This window comes from Nocardia panacis (assembly GCF_003598715.1).
Taxonomy (GTDB): domain Bacteria; phylum Actinomycetota; class Actinomycetes; order Mycobacteriales; family Mycobacteriaceae; genus Nocardia; species Nocardia panacis.
This window is the reverse complement of the sequence record NZ_QZFU01000016.1, coordinates 326,860-343,453: the sequence shown is the minus strand read 5'-3', so window position 1 is coordinate 343,453 and position 16,594 is coordinate 326,860. Positions and strand designations below refer to the sequence as shown.

General features: G+C 68.8%; 15 protein-coding genes and 1 pseudogene. 13 read left to right on the top strand and 3 right to left on the bottom strand.

Annotated features, from left to right (window positions below; all coding sequences use genetic code 11):
* Positions 1–26: 26 nt before the first annotated feature.
* Positions 27–356, bottom strand: a complete 330-nt coding sequence (locus D5S18_RS09735; RefSeq protein ID WP_120039485.1) for a hypothetical protein — start codon at positions 354–356, stop codon at positions 27–29.
* Between the two features lie 175 nt (positions 357–531).
* Positions 532–1,347: a DUF3109 family protein gene (locus tag D5S18_RS09730; protein ID WP_120040484.1), complete on the bottom strand. Its 816-nt coding sequence runs from the start codon at positions 1,345–1,347 to the stop codon at positions 532–534.
* A 119-nt stretch (positions 1,348–1,466) separates the two neighbouring features.
* Here D5S18_RS09730 and D5S18_RS09725 point away from each other — a divergent pair, with 119 nt between their 5' ends.
* From D5S18_RS09725 to D5S18_RS09690, 8 genes and pseudogenes are all read left to right on the top strand, one after another.
* Entirely contained in the window at positions 1,467–2,498 is a 1,032-nt protein-coding gene (locus tag D5S18_RS09725; protein ID WP_239003639.1) for a Ppx/GppA family phosphatase, read from the top strand.
* A 1,634-nt stretch (positions 2,499–4,132) separates the two neighbouring features.
* A pseudogene (locus tag D5S18_RS36580) lies at positions 4,133–4,375 on the top strand (Rv0497 family membrane protein); the annotation flags it as partial.
* Positions 4,376–4,452: 77 nt separating this feature from the next.
* Positions 4,453–5,334 (top strand): sugar phosphate isomerase/epimerase family protein, encoded by an 882-nt coding sequence (locus tag D5S18_RS09715; protein WP_120040480.1) that lies wholly within the window; start codon positions 4,453–4,455, stop codon positions 5,332–5,334.
* 110 nt (positions 5,335–5,444) lie between these two features.
* On the top strand, positions 5,445–6,287 hold the full coding sequence (gene proC, locus D5S18_RS09710; protein ID WP_120039484.1) for a pyrroline-5-carboxylate reductase: 843 nt from the start codon (positions 5,445–5,447) through the stop codon (positions 6,285–6,287).
* 358 nt (positions 6,288–6,645) lie between these two features.
* On the top strand, positions 6,646–6,897 hold the full coding sequence (locus D5S18_RS09705; protein ID WP_120039483.1) for a helix-turn-helix domain-containing protein: 252 nt from the start codon (positions 6,646–6,648) through the stop codon (positions 6,895–6,897).
* A 226-nt stretch (positions 6,898–7,123) separates the two neighbouring features.
* Positions 7,124–7,225, top strand: a complete 102-nt coding sequence (locus tag D5S18_RS09700; RefSeq protein WP_003402602.1) for a 30S ribosomal protein bS22 — start codon at positions 7,124–7,126, stop codon at positions 7,223–7,225.
* Positions 7,226–7,490: 265 nt separating this feature from the next.
* Entirely contained in the window at positions 7,491–8,582 is a 1,092-nt protein-coding gene (locus D5S18_RS09695) for an NAD-dependent epimerase/dehydratase family protein (RefSeq protein WP_439651099.1), read from the top strand.
* The gene (locus tag D5S18_RS09690; protein ID WP_120039482.1) at positions 8,579–9,592 is read left to right on the top strand and encodes a lysophospholipid acyltransferase family protein; all 1,014 of its coding nucleotides are present in this window, start codon (positions 8,579–8,581) and stop codon (positions 9,590–9,592) included. The genes D5S18_RS09695 and D5S18_RS09690 overlap by 4 nt, the downstream gene beginning before the upstream one ends.
* On the opposite strand, the gene D5S18_RS09685 is transcribed toward D5S18_RS09690, so the two are convergent.
* Complete coding sequence (locus tag D5S18_RS09685) at positions 9,589–10,536, bottom strand: HAD family hydrolase (protein ID WP_239003720.1); 948 nt, start codon at positions 10,534–10,536, stop codon at positions 9,589–9,591. The genes D5S18_RS09690 and D5S18_RS09685 overlap by 4 nt on opposite strands.
* A gap of 353 nt (positions 10,537–10,889) precedes the next feature.
* Here D5S18_RS09685 and D5S18_RS09680 point away from each other — a divergent pair, with 353 nt between their 5' ends.
* The 5 genes from D5S18_RS09680 (at position 10,890) to D5S18_RS09660 (ending at position 16,533) form a co-directional block, all read left to right on the top strand.
* Positions 10,890–11,147 (top strand): glutaredoxin family protein, encoded by a 258-nt coding sequence (locus tag D5S18_RS09680; protein ID WP_120040474.1) that lies wholly within the window; start codon positions 10,890–10,892, stop codon positions 11,145–11,147.
* A gap of 472 nt (positions 11,148–11,619) precedes the next feature.
* Complete coding sequence (locus tag D5S18_RS09675; RefSeq protein ID WP_120039481.1) at positions 11,620–12,474, top strand: redox-sensing transcriptional repressor Rex; 855 nt, start codon at positions 11,620–11,622, stop codon at positions 12,472–12,474.
* Positions 12,475–12,477: 3 nt separating this feature from the next.
* The gene (locus tag D5S18_RS09670; RefSeq protein ID WP_120039480.1) at positions 12,478–13,869 is read left to right on the top strand and encodes a glutamyl-tRNA reductase; all 1,392 of its coding nucleotides are present in this window, start codon (positions 12,478–12,480) and stop codon (positions 13,867–13,869) included.
* Positions 13,866–14,897 (top strand): hydroxymethylbilane synthase, encoded by a 1,032-nt coding sequence (gene hemC, locus D5S18_RS09665; protein WP_120039479.1) that lies wholly within the window; start codon positions 13,866–13,868, stop codon positions 14,895–14,897. Before D5S18_RS09670 ends, hemC begins: the two co-directional genes overlap by 4 nt.
* Before the next feature lie 73 nt (positions 14,898–14,970).
* Positions 14,971–16,533 (top strand): bifunctional uroporphyrinogen-III C-methyltransferase/uroporphyrinogen-III synthase, encoded by a 1,563-nt coding sequence (locus D5S18_RS09660; protein ID WP_120039478.1) that lies wholly within the window; start codon positions 14,971–14,973, stop codon positions 16,531–16,533.
* Positions 16,534–16,594: the final 61 nt, after the last annotated feature.

Here is a 16,594-nt window from a genome sequence, read left to right as displayed (position 1 = left end):
ACACAGCACCGGACCCGGATCAGTGGTCACACGATGTGCACCCAGGCGGTGCCCAGCGGCGTGTCCTGCTTGTTCAGGGTGATCCACCCGAAGGCGTCCTCCTGCATGCAGTCATAGAGGGGGACGGCCGCGCCGTCGCCGCGACAGGCGATGGTGTTGCGGGTGCCGTAGGGGCTCACGATGAGCTGTTTGCCCTGCGCCTGCGCGTTGATCGCGGCCGGGTCGGAGAAGTTCACGAATTCCGCCGTGCGATCGGAGAATTTGGTGGTGTCGGCGGGTTCGGCATGCGCGAGGCCGGGCGCGGTGAGTGCCGCTCCGACGGCGAGGGTCGCGAGGGTCAGGACTTTTTTGGACATAACCGCATATCGAACCGTATTCCGGTGAAGTGCGCACTACCGTCGTGTGACCCGGCGGGCAACTCCGCCTTCGATCAGGCGGTCCGATCGGTTGGGCTGACCGGTCGGCTCTGCCGCGGTGATGCCGTCTGGTCGGCTCTGCCATTGTTGGGCCGACCGATCGGCTCTCCCACAGCTATGCCGTCTGGTCGGCCGTGCGCATCCGGTCGGCGTGCACGGTGGCCGGGTGGATGGCGATGAGTCCCAGACCTTCGCGTCGCTTGCAGTGTCGGGCCAGTTCGTCGTAGGCCGGTTCGCCCAGCAGTTCCTTCAGTTCGGGGGCGTAGGACTGCCACACGGGGCGCGCGCCGACGTGCGCGTCGGGGGAGCCGGAGCAGTACCAGTCCAGATCCAGACCGCCGGGACCCCAGCCGCGCCGGTCGTATTCGGTGATCACGGTGCGCAGGATCTGCACCCCGTCGGTGCGGTCCACCCAGTCCTGGGTGCGGCGGATCGGCAACTGCCAGCACACATCCGGCTTCACCTCGAGCGGCTCGATGCCCTTGCGCAGTGCCATCCGGTGCAGCGCGCAGCCGACCCCGCCCGCGAAACCCGGCCGATTGAGGAAGATGCACGCACCCTCGTGGCGGCGGGTGCGCAGGGCGGGCTCGTCCTCCAGGTCATCCAGTTCCAGATAGCCCTTCTTACCGATCTTCCCGTCGGCGTCGCGGGCCTCACCCATGAGCTGCCAGTCCTCGGCAGTGAGCATTTTCACAGCCTGCTGCAACCGTCTGCGATCGTCCTTGTCGGACAGGAACGCGCCGTGCGAGCAGCAGCCGTCGTCGGGACGGTCGGCCAGGATGCCTTGGCAGGCGGGCGTGCCGAAGACACACGTCCACTTCGACAGCAGCCACGTCAGGTCGGCCACGATCAGATGCTCGTCATTTGCTGGATCGACGAACTCGATCCACTCGCGGGGAAAATCGAGATCGACCTCGGGGCTCGGATCGATCTTTCCCGCTGGTCGGGGCCGGGGAGTGGACTTACCGGATGCGCCTACCGTCACAGGCGAGACGCTAACAGTTCGATCGCGTGACCTGTTGCGGCGGCCGACCCAGTACCGTGTTCTTTGTGCGGCTAGGGGTACTCGACGTCGGAAGCAATACCGTGCACCTGCTGGTGGTGGACGCCCATCGTGGTGGTCACCCCATGCCGATGAGTTCGACGAAGGCCACCCTTCGACTCTCGGAGAACATGGACAGCCACGGGCGGATCACCGAGGCGGGTGCGCGTCGACTCATCGATACGGTGGCCGAATTCGCCAGCATCGCGGAGACGTCCCGGTGCGTGGAGCTCATGCCTTTCGCTACGTCGGCGCTGCGGGAAGCCACGAATTCCGAACAGGTGCTGGCCAGGGTCCGCCGCGAGAGCGGCGTCGATCTCGAGGTGCTCGCGGGCGTCGACGAGGCGAGACTGACCTTTCTCGCGGTGCGCCGCTGGTACGGCTGGAGTGCGGGCCGCATCCTGAACCTCGATATCGGCGGCGGCTCATTGGAAATGACCAATGGCGCGGACGAGGCCCCCGATGTCGCGGTCTCGCTGCAATTGGGCGCGGGCCGACTCACCAGGGAGTGGCTGCGCGAGGATCCGCCCGGCAAGCGCCGCATCGCGGTGCTGCGCGACTGGCTCGACGCCGAATTGGTCACCCCCGCCAAACAACTCATCGAACCGGGCAAGCCCGACCTGGCCGTTGGCACCTCCAAGACCTTCCGCTCGCTGGCCCGACTCACCGGCGCCGCGCCGTCGGCGGCGGGCACCAGGGTGCGCCGCACCCTCACCAGTTCCGGTCTGCGCCAACTGATCGCGTTCATCTCCCGAATGACGGCCGCCGACCGTGCAGAATTGGAGGGCGTGAGTTCGGATCGGTCGCAGCAGCTCGTGGCCGGCGCGCTGGTCGCGGAGGCGAGTATGCGGGCACTATCGCTCGACACCCTGGAAATTTGTCCGTGGGCGCTGCGCGAAGGGCTGATCCTGCGCAAACTGGATACCGATATGAACGGCGGACCCACCGCCAAGTGCACCCCCGGCCCGGCGGCCGACGACCGCCAGGAACCGGGTGGCGGCGCGCCCCTATCGGGCCCGATTGGAGTTGTGCCTTCGTGAGTGAGAAACAGCTTTCGGTCGCGGAACTGCTTGCCCGAAACGGTCAGCAGGGCGCGGCCCCCGCCGCGAGCGGCGGCAGGCGCAGGCGCGGCGGCCGAGGCATCTCGGTCGCCGAACTGACCGGCGATCTGCCCGTCATCCGGGTCGGCAGCGGTCATTCCGCGCACGCCGCCCCCGAGGACGAGGCGGCCGAGGACCCGTCCGCGCCCGCGGCGCCCCATTCCGCCGCTCCCGGCGCGGCCACGAATTATCAAGCGCCCGAACCGGTTCCCTACGGTGGGCCGGAACAGCCCGCCCCGGTGGCGTATTCGCCGATGTCGGGTCCGATCACCATGTACAACCCGCTCGGCACGCCCGACGTGCCGGAGGGTTTCGGCGGTCGCAGGCATCGTCCCGAAACCATCGAGGGTGCCGCGCAGGCGCGTCCGCTGCGGGAGACCCCGCCGGAATTCGCGCCGGAGGAGCCGAAGCCGGGCGGTCGCGCCGCGCGTCGCCGCGCGAAGGAGGCCGCGGAGGCGGCGGGCGGTTTCGCCCCGGATAGTCGTGCCCCGGAGTCGGGGCCGATGGGTCGGATCGCCGAACCCGCTCGTGCGCCCGAAACCGCCTTGCCCGGCCGCACGCCCGGCCCGAATGGTCATGCGCCGGAATTCGGTCCGGGTCGTGTACCCGAGTTCGGTGCGAATGGTCGCGGTCCGGAGTTGGGTGCGAATGGTCGCAGCTCCGAGTTCGGTGCGAATGGTCGCGGCCCAGAGTTCGGTGCGAATGGTCGCGGTCCGGAGTTGGGTGCGAATGGTCACGCGACGGAGTTCATGCCGCGCGCGCCCGAGTTCGGGCCGAACGGTCGCGCTCCAGAGTTCGGAGCGAGCAACCGTGCGCCTGAGCTTGGTTCGATTGGCCGTGCGCCCGAGCTTGGCTCGATTGGCCGTGCACCCGAGTTCGGTCCGAATGGTCGGGTATCCGAGTTCGGCGCGAACAGCGTCGCACCGGAGTTCGACGCGAAGGGCCGGGTTCCGGAGTTCGGGAGGCGCACTCCGGGGGCCGACCCGGCAGGTCGCGCGCCCGAGTTCGGGCCGAACGGCTATGCGCCCCCGTCGGGTGGCATCCCCGAGCAGCGGGATCGGTCCAGGGCCGGCGCGCCGCGCTCGGGCGAGATCCCGGAGCAGCGTGACTGGTCACGCGGATCGAATCCCGAAGCGCCGCAGGGCGATTCGGATCGACGAAACGGTAGGCGGGGATCCGCGCTGCCTGCGTGGTCCGCGCGCAGGCACAAGTCCGCCGAATCGCCCGAGCCGCCACCGCAGACCGGCGGTATGACGGCCGCTTGGTCGCTGGCCAGCCAGGATCAGCAACTGCTGTCCGGCCCCACGGTGGCGGGCGACCTGATGCGCGAGGGGGTGGACCGGGCCGAGCGCGCCGCTGAGGGGCGCAAGGGCCGCGGCAAGCGCGGTCGCGCCGCCGACAACGATTTCGCCGACGAGAACAGGACCGAGGTCTACGCCTCGGTCAGCTTGCGCAAGGATGTCGACGACGTCGCGGACGAGGCCGAACCGGAGTCCCCGCGCCCCGGCCGCTCCGCCAGTCGCCGCGCCCGCGTCGCCAAACCCACCGAGGCCGACAATCGCAAGCAGTGGTTGATCCTCGGCGGGCAAAGCGTAGGGGCCGCCGTCGCGGGCATGCTGCTGTTCAAGGGTTTCGAGCGCATGTGGGAGATGCTGCCGTGGGTCGCGTTGACCCTGGCCATGGTGGTGATCCTCGGTCTGGTCGCTCTGGTTCGCATCCTGCGTCGCACCGACGACATCCTGTCCACGGTCATCGCGGTGGTCGTCGGCAGCTTCGTCACGCTGGGGCCGCTAGCCTTCCTACTCAGCACCAACTGAGTCAGGGAGCGGCTGTGGGGAATTCCGAACAGGCCGGCGGCACGCGCGAACAGGATCCGGCGGGTTCCGCCGCGCCGATCCTGGTCGGCCTGTCCACGGCCTCGGTGTATCCGCAGAACGCGGAGGCCGCCTTCCGCTACGCGGCCGAACTCGGCTACGACGGCATCGAGCTGATGGTGTGGGCCGAACCGGCAAGCCAGAGCATTGCCACCGTGCAGGCGTACGCGCACAAGTACGGTGTGCCCGTGCTGGCCGTGCATGCGCCGTGCCTGCTCATCTCGCAGCGGGTCTGGGGCGCGGATCCGGCGGCCAAGCTGGTACGCAGTGTGCACACCGCCGAGGCGCTCGGTGCGGACACCGTGGTGGTGCATCCGCCGTTCCGGTGGCAGCGCCGCTACGCCGAGAATTTCGCCGATCAGGTGGGTGAGCTCGAGGAGGCGAGTCCGGTGCGGGTCGCGGTGGAGAATATGTTCCCCATGCGCGCCGACACCCTGTTTCGGCGCGGCGCGGATGTGAAACGCCTCGAGAAGCGCGGCGGCCCCGGCCTGGCGGTGACGGCCTTCAGCCCGTCCTTCGATCCGACCGACACGGGTTTCCGGCACTACACCCTCGATCTGTCGCATACGGCCACGGCGGGCGCGGATCCGCTGGCGCTGGCCGCGCGCATGGGAAACGGCCTGGCACACCTGCATCTGGCCGACGGACGCGGCGCGGCCCATGACGAACATTTGATTCCCGGCGAGGGCGCCCAGCCGTGCGCCGAGGTGTGCGCCATGCTGGTTCGCACCGGATTCACCGGTCACGCGGTGGCCGAGATCAATACCCAGAACGCGCGGACCGCCACCGAGCGTGTCGCCATGCTGCGCCGCACCCTGGAGTTCGCCCGCACCCATCTGGGTGGGTCCGCCGACACACCCCCTACCGAGGCGCCGGAGCATTCGCACGCGGGGCGCGACTGACCGACTGAACAGTTCGCGGGTGTGCCGTCCAGGCGCACCTCCGCCTTCGCTCCGGCCATGCGCGGGGCGACGGACGGCTTCGTCTGCTGCGCCCATTAGTCTTGAATCCCATGACGAGGATTGCGGTGATCGGCGGCGGTCGGATCGGTGAGGCGTTGGTCGCCGGATTGCTCGAATCCGGGCGGGCGGCGAAGGATCTGGTCATCGTGGAGCCCCACGCGGACCGGGCGACCCAGCTCGCGAGCCGATTCGAGGTGCGGGTCACCGAATCGGTCGAGGATGCCGCGCTCGGCGCGGACCTGGTGGTCATCGCCGTCAAACCCGGCGATGTGGACGCGGTGCTGACCGATCTGAGCAAGGCCGTCATCGGCGGCGACGGGGACCAGGTGCTGGTCTCGCTTGCCGCGGGCGTGCCGACGGCCCGACTCGAGCGGCCGCTGCCCGCCGGATTCCCGGTGGTGCGGGTCATGCCGAATACGCCGATGCTGGTCGGTCAGGGCATGTGCGTGGTGGCGCCGGGTCGGTATGTGAATGCCGAGCAACTGGCTCAGGTCACCGAGATGCTCGGCGCGGTCGGTCGGGTAGCCACCGTCGCCGAATCCCAGATGGACGCCGTGACGGCGGTCTCCGGTTCGGGTCCGGCCTATTTCTTCCTGATCGCCGAGGCCATGATCGACGCGGGCGTGGGTCTCGGCCTGTCCAGGGATATCGCCACCGAACTCGTGGTGCAGACCATGGTCGGCTCGGCCGCCCTGCTCGACGAGTCCGATCAGAGCCCTGTCGAGCTGCGCGCTGCGGTCACCTCGCCCGCGGGCACCACCGCGGCGGCCGTGCGCGAACTCGAGCGCGGCGGTGTCCGCTCGGCTTTCTACGAGGCACTGCACGCCGCGAAGGATCGTTCTGCAGAACAGGGCGGCGTGAGCGACGGGACCGGAGGAGGTAGCGCAGCGTGACCACGGAGGGACCCGCGAGCGCCGCAATCAGACACCGCGGCGTGAGCGACGGGACCGGAGGAGGTAGCGCAGCGTGACCACGGAGGGACCCGCGAGCGCCGCAATCAGACACAGCGGTGTGGAGGGATAACTCTCTCGCCATCCGGAAAACGCTCCGGTGGGCGGTGAATGAAACATCGCGCATCGGTCCGATGACCGGTCGGTTCTCAATCGGAAAACCCGATTTCTCACACCCGTCGCAGTAATCCCACTGGCCCCGCTAAGCTTCAAGGAGCACGTGCGTGTCTGTTCCGCCGGTGGGGAAGCCGGCGGCGCGGACGTGCCGGAGGTCAATGGTGCGATGATGTCTTCGAACAAGATGTCGGCTAATAATGGCGGGTCGTCCGGTGCCGGTGCACCGGGCGGTCGGGGCGCTCAGCCCGTACTAGGCGGCGGAACACAGTTCCTCACGGTCGCCGAGGTCGCCGGTCTCATGCGGGTCTCCAAGATGACGGTGTACCGGCTCGTGCATTCCGGCGAGCTGCCCGCGGTGCGGGTCGGCAGATCCTTCCGGGTTCATGCCAAAGCGGTGCACGACTATCTGGAGACGTCCTACTTCGATGCTGGTTGAGGTCGGTCGAATCAGGCCGGTCAAGCCCCGCACCCCTGCATAGTGCCGGATCGAGACGAGCCGGTACGATGAACCCTCGGTTCGTGTTCGCCCGCCGCCGGGCACCGCTGCGGTGCACCGTGGTTCCCGGCGGCGCGGACATGGGGCGTGAGGCTTGCCGAACGACCGACAACGAACGTACGTGAAGGCGTGCGTGCCGAGTAGAGAGAACGCGAGGAACAACCCTATGGGTTCTGTGATCAAGAAGCGCCGCAAGCGTATGTCGAAGAAGAAGCACCGCAAGCTGCTTCGCCGCACGCGTGTTCAGCGTCGCAAACTCGGCAAGTAAGCGCGCCTGAGCGGCAGGCCCGCCACCGTCACGGTGGCGGGCCTGTTCGTATTTCCGGGACGTGTGTGCACCGTCACAGCGCCATGAATTTTCATCCCATATTTCGGATTCGAAATTAGTTGCGGCATCGCGGCGGCAATGTCTGTTTCGGGTGATTGAAGTCATCGTTAGAAGCTGGTAAATACCCTCGGGGTCACCCGTGACAGCGGCTACTCTGAATGGGATCAGGGGGCCACGAGAACATCAATAGAGCAGGTGGGATCCGGTGGTGGATTCTGACGTTATCGACCAGACGCGGGCGATCGACAACGCACCTCGGGTGGTGCTCGTGACCGGTGCCAGCCGCTTCTTCGGTGGCAATGCGGTGGCCCGCCTGGTGCGCGACACCCGGATCGAACGTGTCATCGCCGTCGATACCATGACCCCCGGTCCGGAGCTCCGCCGCCGCATGGGCCGCGCCGAACTCGTCCGGGCCGATATTCGAAATCCCTTGATTCGCAAGGTGATCGGCGGAAACAACGTCGATACGGTGATCCACGCGGGTATGCTCACCCGCCCGCCGTCGGGCGGCGGTCGCGCGGTGATGAAGGACCTCAATGTGCTCGGGTCCATGCAGTTGCTGGCCGTCTGTCAGAAGACGCCGTCGGTGCGCCGGGTCGTGGTGCGTTCCTCCTCGGCGATCTACGGCACCAGCGCGCAGGATCCGGCGAAATTCACCGAGGAAATGAGCGCGCGCACCCCGCCGAGTGGTTCGTTCGCGCGCGACATGATCGAAATCGAGGGATTCGTCCGGGGTTTGGCGCGACGACGGCCCGATATCGCGGCGACCATTCTGCGATTCGCGCCGATCGTCGGTCCGCGGATGGCGGGTCGTGGCGCGCAGTATCTGCGTCCCCCGTTCACCCCGACGGTTCTCGGCCGCGATGCCCGCCTGCAGTTCGTGCACGAGGAGGACGCGGTGGCGGCGCTGGCCGAGGCCGCGTCGGCCGGTCGCGGCGGCACGTTCAATATCGCGGGCGATGGCGCGCTGGCCCTGTCGCAGGCGGTGCGGCGCGCCGGACGTCTCGAACTGCCGATCCCGTTTATCCTGTTCCGCACCGCCGGACGGGTTCTGATGGGGCCGGTGCTGCGGCAGTTCACCGGCGAGCAGCTCGACTATTTCCATTTCGGCTGCGGGCTGGACACCACTCGCATGCGCACCGAGCTCGGCTTCCATCCGCGCTGGACGACGGTGCAGGCATTCGACGACTACATCGGGGGCGCAGCGCTGCGGCCCGTCATCGATCCCGGCTGGATCGATGTGGCGGAACGGAAACTGCTCGGCCTGGTCGGGGCCGGTACGGGAGCACAGTCATGAACGAGGTAGCGAAGGTCATCCACCTGCACGACCTACCGGAGCCGCGGCCGCGTCCGGCGGCGCGGCGCTGGCCATCGGGCGGTGAGCCCGCGCCGGTGACCTCACTGTCGGACCGGTTGGCCGCTGTCGAACCGCAAGCGCCGCAATCGATCTCGGATGCGATCCGGGGTGAGATCGGCAAGACGATCACGCGGGCGGCGGAATTCGCGCGCCGCAGGATCACCGGCGACTACCAGGTCGACGAATTCGGCTTCGACGAGCACCTGCTCGAATCGTTGCTGCTGCCCGCGCTGCGGCCGCTGTCGCAGCTGTGGTTCCGGGTGCAGGTCAGTGGTATGGAGAACATCCCCGAGGCGGGTGCGGCGCTGATCGTGGCCAATCACGCGGGCACCCTCCCGCTGGACGGTCTGATGCTGCAACTGGCCGTGCACGACCGGCACCCCAAACAGCGGGCGCTGCGTTTGCTGGCCGCCGACCTGGTCTTCGAACTGCCGGTCCTCGGGGTGCTGGCCCGCAAGGCCGGACACACCCTGGCCTGCCGTCCCGATGCCGAACGCCTGCTGCGCGGCGGCGAACTCACCGGTGTCTTTCCGGAGGGCTTCAAGGGCATCGGCAAGAACTACGCCGACCGATACAAGTTGCAACGCTTCGGCCGGGGCGGATTCGTGGCCGCAGCGGTGCGTACGGGCGCGCCCATCATTCCCTGCGCCATTGTCGGTTCGGAGGAGATCTATCCGAAACTGGCCGATATCAAGCCGCTGGCCCGGCTGCTCGGACTGCCGTACTTCCCGGTGACGCCGCTGTTCCCGCATCTGGGTCCGCTGGGTGCGGTGCCGCTGCCGTCCAAGTGGTACATCGAATTCGGAACCCCCATTTCCACAACGGATTACGAACCCGAGGCGGCCGACGACCCGATGAGCATGTTCGAGGTCACCGATCAGGTCCGCGAGAACATCCAGCAGACCCTGTACAAACTGCTCACCAAGCGCCGCAACGCTTTTACCGGCTAGCGCGTACCTCCGCCTTCGCGGCGGCGGCTGATCACCGCGGCCACCGCGCCGCCCGCCGCGCCCAATACCAATGCCGTGGGCACGCCGACCCTGGCGGCTTTGCGTCCGGTGCGGAAATCGCGAATCTCCCAGCCGCGATTCTTGGCCACCTCGCGCAGATCCGAATCCGGGTTGATGGCCACGGCCGTGCCGACGAGTGTCAGCATCGGCACGTCATTGTGGCTGTCGGAGTAGGCGGTACAGCGTTTGAGATTGAGCCCCTCGCGAATCGCCAAGGTGCGCACCGCGTGTGCTTTGCCGAGGCCGTGCAGGATATCGCCGACGAGGCGACCGGTGAATTTGCCGTCCACGCTCTCGGCCACCGTGCCGAGCGCGCCGGTGAGGCCGAGGCGTTTGGCGATCACCTGGGCCAACTCCACCGGGGTGGCCGTGACCAGCCACACCTGCTGGCCCGCGTCCAAATGCATCTGCGCCAGCGCGCGGGTGCCCGGCCAGATCTTGTCGGCGATGATCTCGTCGTAGATCTCCTCGCCGAGTGCGGCCAATTCGGCGGTGGAGCGGCCCGCGATGAAGGCGAGCGCCTTCTCCTTGCCGCTGGCCATATCGGTGCTGTTCTCCTTGCCGGTGACCCGGAATTTCACCTGCTTCCACGCCATGTCGACCAGATCGGCGGATTTGAAGTATTTGCGCGCGGCCAGTCCGCGCGCGAAGTGCACGATCGAGGCGCCCTGCACCATCGTGTTGTCCACATCGAAGAAGGCGGCCGCGGTGAGATCGCGCGGGGCCTCCGGCTGCGCCTCGGCGGTGGCCAGTTCGGCGTCGTGCAGCGCCAGCGCCGCGTCGGCGCTGGCCTCGCCCGCCACATTGGCCCGCACCTCCTCCTCGCTCGGCCCGAAGGGGCTGCGTGAGATCCGCGCCAACTGCTCTTGCAGACTCTGCCCGATCGCGCCCCGGCCCCAGCGGGCCGGGAATTCCCCGAATCGGCCCGCGATGGAACCCGACTTCCCGCCTGTCGCAGCGGATTCCGTGCCCGTCGATGCCGAGCCGGTTGATGAGCCCGATGTTTTCACGTCCGACGATTCCGGCCGCTCGGATTCGCTAGTCGAATGCGCACGGGCCGACACCGAATCAGCCGCCCCCGAATCCCCGGCCCGCGAACCGCGGGCCTCTTTCGATCGTTCCGGCACCAGTACCTCCGCCCGTCGCGCGAACCACGTCCACATTAACCGGATCGAGTGACAGCCATACCGACTCGGCGGCGCCGGGTGGTTTGTCCGGGCGGGATTTAATGGCTGTCATGACCAATCCCACACATTCGGTGACCCTGCTGACCCGCGCGGGCTGCGGCCTGTGCGTGCGCGCCCTGGATCAACTGCGCGGCATCTGCGCCGATTTCGGGATCGAACCCGGCGCCATCGATGTGGACGAGATCGCGTCGACCAATCCCGCGCTGCGGGCCGAATTCGGCGACCGTCTCCCGGTGGTGCTGCTCGACGGTCGCGAACACAGCTATTTCGACGTGGACGAATCCCGCCTGCGCGCCGACCTGAGCTGACCGAACAAACCGCCCGCCTCCCGCGAAATCCCGGCATCGCGGTGGATGATTTACCTACCGCGCCCACCGAGGACCCCACCCCGCCGGAGATGACATGAACCACATTCCACGGTCACCTCTGCCGCACGCCCACCCCGCCGCGAGCGAGTCGTCCGAGCGAGATTCGCTGCCGTCTCGCCGCGCGGCGGCCGAAGCGCACGAGCCGAAGACGCAAGTCCCGGCCGTTTCGGTGCGGGACACCGCAGGCCTCGAACAGGCAACCGAAGCGCGGCCGATAATTACTGAGCCGCAATTCACCGACTTTGTGCAGGGCTTCACAAGCGGTTACGGTGGTGGCACGCGACCCGCAGTGCCGAGGTCGCGAACCCACCCCTGAAATCCGAAACATCGACCGACGGCACCGGACCGCCTTCCGGAAGCCGGGTCGACCGACGACCCGGACCGCGCTCGGGCCGGACGAGGAGCCGACGACGTGACAGAGCAGCATGAGGCGCCGAGCGGTGTCTCCAGGGCTCTGCAGAAGGACATCCCGCAGGCCACGGTGGCGCGGTTGGCCGCTTACCTTCGGGTCCTCGCCATGTTGGCCGACGACGGTGTTGCCATCGTATCGAGTGAGGAACTGGCTGTCGCGGCGGGTGTCAATTCGGCGAAGTTGCGCAAGGACCTGTCATTTCTCGGCCCCAACGGCGTGCGCGGTGTCGGCTATGACGTGGTGAAGCTGCACACCAGGATCGAGGATGTGCTCGGCCTGTCCCAGGGGCATCGAGTCGTGCTGGTCGGTGCGGGCAATCTCGGTCGCGCGCTGGTCGGCTACGGCGGCTTCCAGCGGCGCGGATTCAGTGTGGTCGGCATGTTCGACAGCGATCCCGAGGTGATCGGGCGCGAGGTGGCCGGATATGTCGTCGGCGACGTGGCCGAGCTGATCGGATCGGTTGCCGCGCTCGCGCCCACCATCGCGGTGCTCACCGTGCCCGACGAGGCGGCCCAGGACGTTTGCGACAGATTGGTCGCCGCCGGGCTCCAGTCGATTCTGAGCTTCGCCGCCTGTGAGCTGAACGTGCCCGGCAGCGTCGAGGTGCGCCGCGTCGATCTCGCCGTCGAACTGCAACTGCTCTCGTTCGAGACGGCGCGCAACGCCGCAGCGCCCGCCGAGGCGGCGCTGTCGGAGGTGGTGCACGCGGTCTCCTCGGGTCGCATCGCGCACCGGGTTCCGCCCTCGCACGCCGCGCCCGCGCATCCCGTGCTCAAGCACGGCCGTACGTCCACGAAACATTCGACAACATCCCATTCGGCAACGGAGCCTTCCAGCAAGGGATCGGTGGTTTAGGGCATGAGTGTTCTGCTAGTCGGGATTTCGCATCGGAGCGCGCCGGTGTCGGTGCTGGAGAAGGTCGCGATCACCGATACCGACCGCCCCAAGCTGATCGACCGCCTGCTGGCCTCCAGCCACGTCTCCGAGGCGATGATCGTGTCCACCTGCAACCGCGTCGAGGTGTACGCGGTGGTGGACGCCTTCCACGGCGGCCTCGCCGAGATCGGCGAGCTGCTCACCAAACATTCGGGTCTACCGCTGCCGGATCTGACCAAGCACGCCTATGTCCGCTACAGCGAGGCCGCCGCCGAACATCTGTTCGCGGTGGCCAGCGGCCTGGATTCCATGGTGGTCGGCGAACAGCAGGTGCTCAGCCAGATCCGCGGCGCCTACGCCTCGGCCGACGCGCAGCAGGCCGTCGGACGCACCCTGCACGAGTTGGCCCAGCACGGACTGCGGGTCGGCAAACGGGTGCACGCGGAGACGGGGATCGACCGGGCCGGGGCCTCGGTGGTCTCGGTGGCGCTCGATCGCGCCGGGCAGGTGCTCGGCGACCTGACCGGCCGCACCGCGGTCGTGGTGGGTGCGGGTGCGATGGGCGGACTGTCGGTGGCGCACCTCTCCCGCGCGGGCGTGCGCCGGATCCTGGTGGTGAATCGCACCGCGCAGCGCGCCGAGCGGCTCGCCGAGACCGCGCTCTCGCACGGCGTATCCGCCGCCGAGGGCATGGAGCTGTCGCGGCTGCCGCAGGCCATGGCCGCCGCCGACCTGGTGCTCACCTGTACCGGCGCGGTCGGCGCGGTGGTCGGCCTCGCCGATGTGCATCGCGCGTTGAGCAGCGAAAACCGCTCCGCCACAAGACCGCTCGTCTTCTGCGACCTCGGCCTGCCCCGCGATGTGGAACACGCGGTAGCCGGCCTGCCCGAGGTCACCGTGATCGATATCGAATCCCTGCAGCGCGATCCGGCCGCGGGCGCGGCCGCCGCCGACACCGCGGCGGCCCGCGCCATCGTCGCCGAGGAACTGGCCAAATACCTTGCCGGACAGCGGATGGCCGAGGTCACCCCGACCGTGGCCGCGCTGCGTCAGCGCGCCGCCGAGGTGGTCGAAGCCGAACTGCTGCGCCTGGATTCGCGGTTGCCCGGTCTGGCCCATCCCGAACGCGACGAGGTCGCGCGCACGGTGCGTCGCGTGGTCGACAAACTGCTGCACGCGCCGACGGTGCGCGTCAAACAGTTGGCCTCCACACCGGGCGGCGACAGCTACGCCGAGGCGCTGCGCGAGCTTTTCGAACTCAAACCCGGTGCGGCGCAAGCGGTCGCCGCACCTACGGAGGTCGGCGCGATCGGTGAGCCGACCGACGACTTCACCGCCGGACATCGCGGAGACGATCAGGAGCAGCAGGTATGACGATGGTGCACAAGGAGGACGATGTGACGAGCGCGGGCACGCGGTCGCCGTGGCGCATCGGCACCAGGGGCAGCCTGCTGGCCTTATCGCAGGCGGGCATCTTCCGCGACGCGCTGATCGCCGCCGGGCATCCGGCCGAACTGGTGGTCGTCAAGACCGCGGGCGATCTGTCCGCCGACCCGGTGGAGCGGATCGGTGTCGGTGTGTTCACCTCCGCGCTGCGCGATGAACTGATCGCGGGCCACATCGATATCGCCGTGCATTCCTACAAGGATCTGCCCACCGCGGCGGATCCGCGTTTCACCATCGCGGCCATTCCCGCTCGCGAGGACCCGCGCGACGCGCTCGTCGCCCGCGACGGCCTAGTGCTCGGCGAACTCCCTGCGGGCGCGCGCATCGGCACCTCGGCTCCGCGCCGGGCCGCGCAGTTGCGCGCGCTCGGGCTGGGGTTGGAGATCGTGCCGCTGCGCGGCAATCTGGACACCCGGTTGCGCAAGGTCGCCGAGGGCGAACTCGACGCGGTCGTAGTGGCCAGGGCCGGTCTGGCCAGAATCGGTCGGACCGACGCGATCACCGAGTCGCTGGAGCCGGTGCAGATGCTGCCCGCACCCGCACAGGGCGCGCTGGCCGTCGAATGCCGCAGCGACGACCCGGCGCTGGTGGCGGCGCTGGCACCCTTCGACGACGCGGCCAGCAGAGCCGCCGTCCTGGCCGAGCGTGCATTGCTGGCCACGCTGGAGGCGGGGTGCACCGCCCCGGTCGGCGCGCTGGCCGAGGTCGTCGAATCGCTCGACGACGACGGACACGTCGTCGACGAGCTGTCGCTGCGCGGTTGCGCGGCGGCAGTGGACGGATCCGAGGTGTTGCGCGCCTCCGTGGTCGGCGCACCGCACGATGCGGCGGCGCTGGGCCGCGCGTTGGCCGCGGAGTTGCTCGATATGGGCGCCCGTGAGCTGCTGGGCGCGACACAGCCCGACACCGGGTCACAGAACTTTGCCAATTCCAGTCCGATGGAGAACCTCCAATGAGTGAGCGCAGCGAGCGAATCATCGACACCGCGTCTTCGGACACGACCGCCTCGAACGTCAGCGAGGTGCTGTCGTGAGTCGAGCGACCAAGAAGCATCCTGGTCGGATTCTTTTCGTCGGGTCGGGACCCGGCGACCCGGCGCTGCTGACCGTGCGCGCCCGCGAGGTGCTCGGGCGCGCGACACTGGCCTTCACCGATCCCGATGTGGACAAGGGCGTGCTGGCCCTGATCGGGATCGAGGTCCCCGAGGAGCCGGACGGCAGCAGCCCGGTGGATGTGCGCCCGGCCCTGGGCGAACCGGCGGAGGTGGCCAAGACGCTGATCGCCGAGGCCCGCACCGGACACGATGTGGTGCGCGTGGTCGCCGGCGATCCGCTGACCACCGATTCGGTGATCGCCGAGGTCACCGCCGTCACCCGCGCGCACATGGTGTTCGAGGTGCTGCCCGGCCTGCCCAACGCCTCCGCCGTGCCCAGCTACGCCGGAATCGCGCTCGGCTCCGGCCACACCGAGGCCGATGTGCGCGGCGAGGTGGACTGGGCGGCGCTGGCCGCCGCACCCGGCCCGCTGGTCCTGCACGCCACCTCCGGTCATCTGGCCGAGACGGCGAGCGCACTGGTGGAGCACGGTATGGCCCCGCAGACCCCGGTGGCGGTCACCGTGCGCGGCACCACGCGCCAGCAGCGCACCATCGAGGCCACCCTGGCCACACTGAACAGCGCCGCATCCGAATTGGTCGGCCCGCTGGTGGTGACGGTCGGCAAGGCCGTCGCGGGCCGCTCGAAGATGTCGTGGTGGGAGTCGCGCGCCCTGTACGGCTGGACCGTGCTGGTGCCGCGCACCAAGGATCAGGCCGCCGAGATGAGCGAGCGGCTGGTCACCCACGGGGCCATCCCCATGGAGGTGCCGACCATCGCCGTCGAGCCGCCACGCAGCCCGGCCCAGATGGAACGCGCGGTGAAGGGCCTGGTCGACGGCCGCTACCAGTGGGTGGTGTTCACCTCGACCAACGCGGTGCGCGCGGTGTGGGAGAAGTTCGCCGAATTCGGTCTGGACGCGCGCGCGTTCTCCGGTGTGAAGATCGCCTGCGTGGGCGAGGCCACCGCCGAGAAGGTGCGCTCCTTCGGCATCAATCCGGAACTGGTGCCCAGCGGGGAGCAGTCCTCGGAGGGTCTGCTGGCCGACTTCCCGCCCTACGACGACGTTTTCGACCCGGTGAACCGGGTGCTGCTGCCCCGCGCCGACATCGCCACCGAAACCCTCGCCGAGGGCCTGCGCGACCGGGGCTGGGAGATCGACGACGTCACCGCCTACCGCACGGTGCGCGCCTCGCCGCCACCCGCCGAGACCCGCGAGATGATCAAGACCGGCGGCTTCGACGCCGTGCTGTTCACCTCCTCCTCGACGGTGCGCAATCTGGTCGGCATCGCGGGCAAACCGCACGCGCGCACCATCGTGGCCTGCATCGGCCCCAAGACCGCCGAGACCGCCATCGAATTCGGACTGCGGGTGGATGTGCAGCCCGAGGTGGCGCAGGTGGGTCCGCTGGTGGAGGCACTGGCCGAACACGCGGCCCGACTGCGCGCCGAGGGGCTGCTGCCGCCGCCGCGCAAGAAGAGCCGCCGCAGCCGCTGACCACACGCCCGCACCGGAATCCGGTGCGGGCGTGCTCTTTCTGACTCGCGGCGTTCGCGGG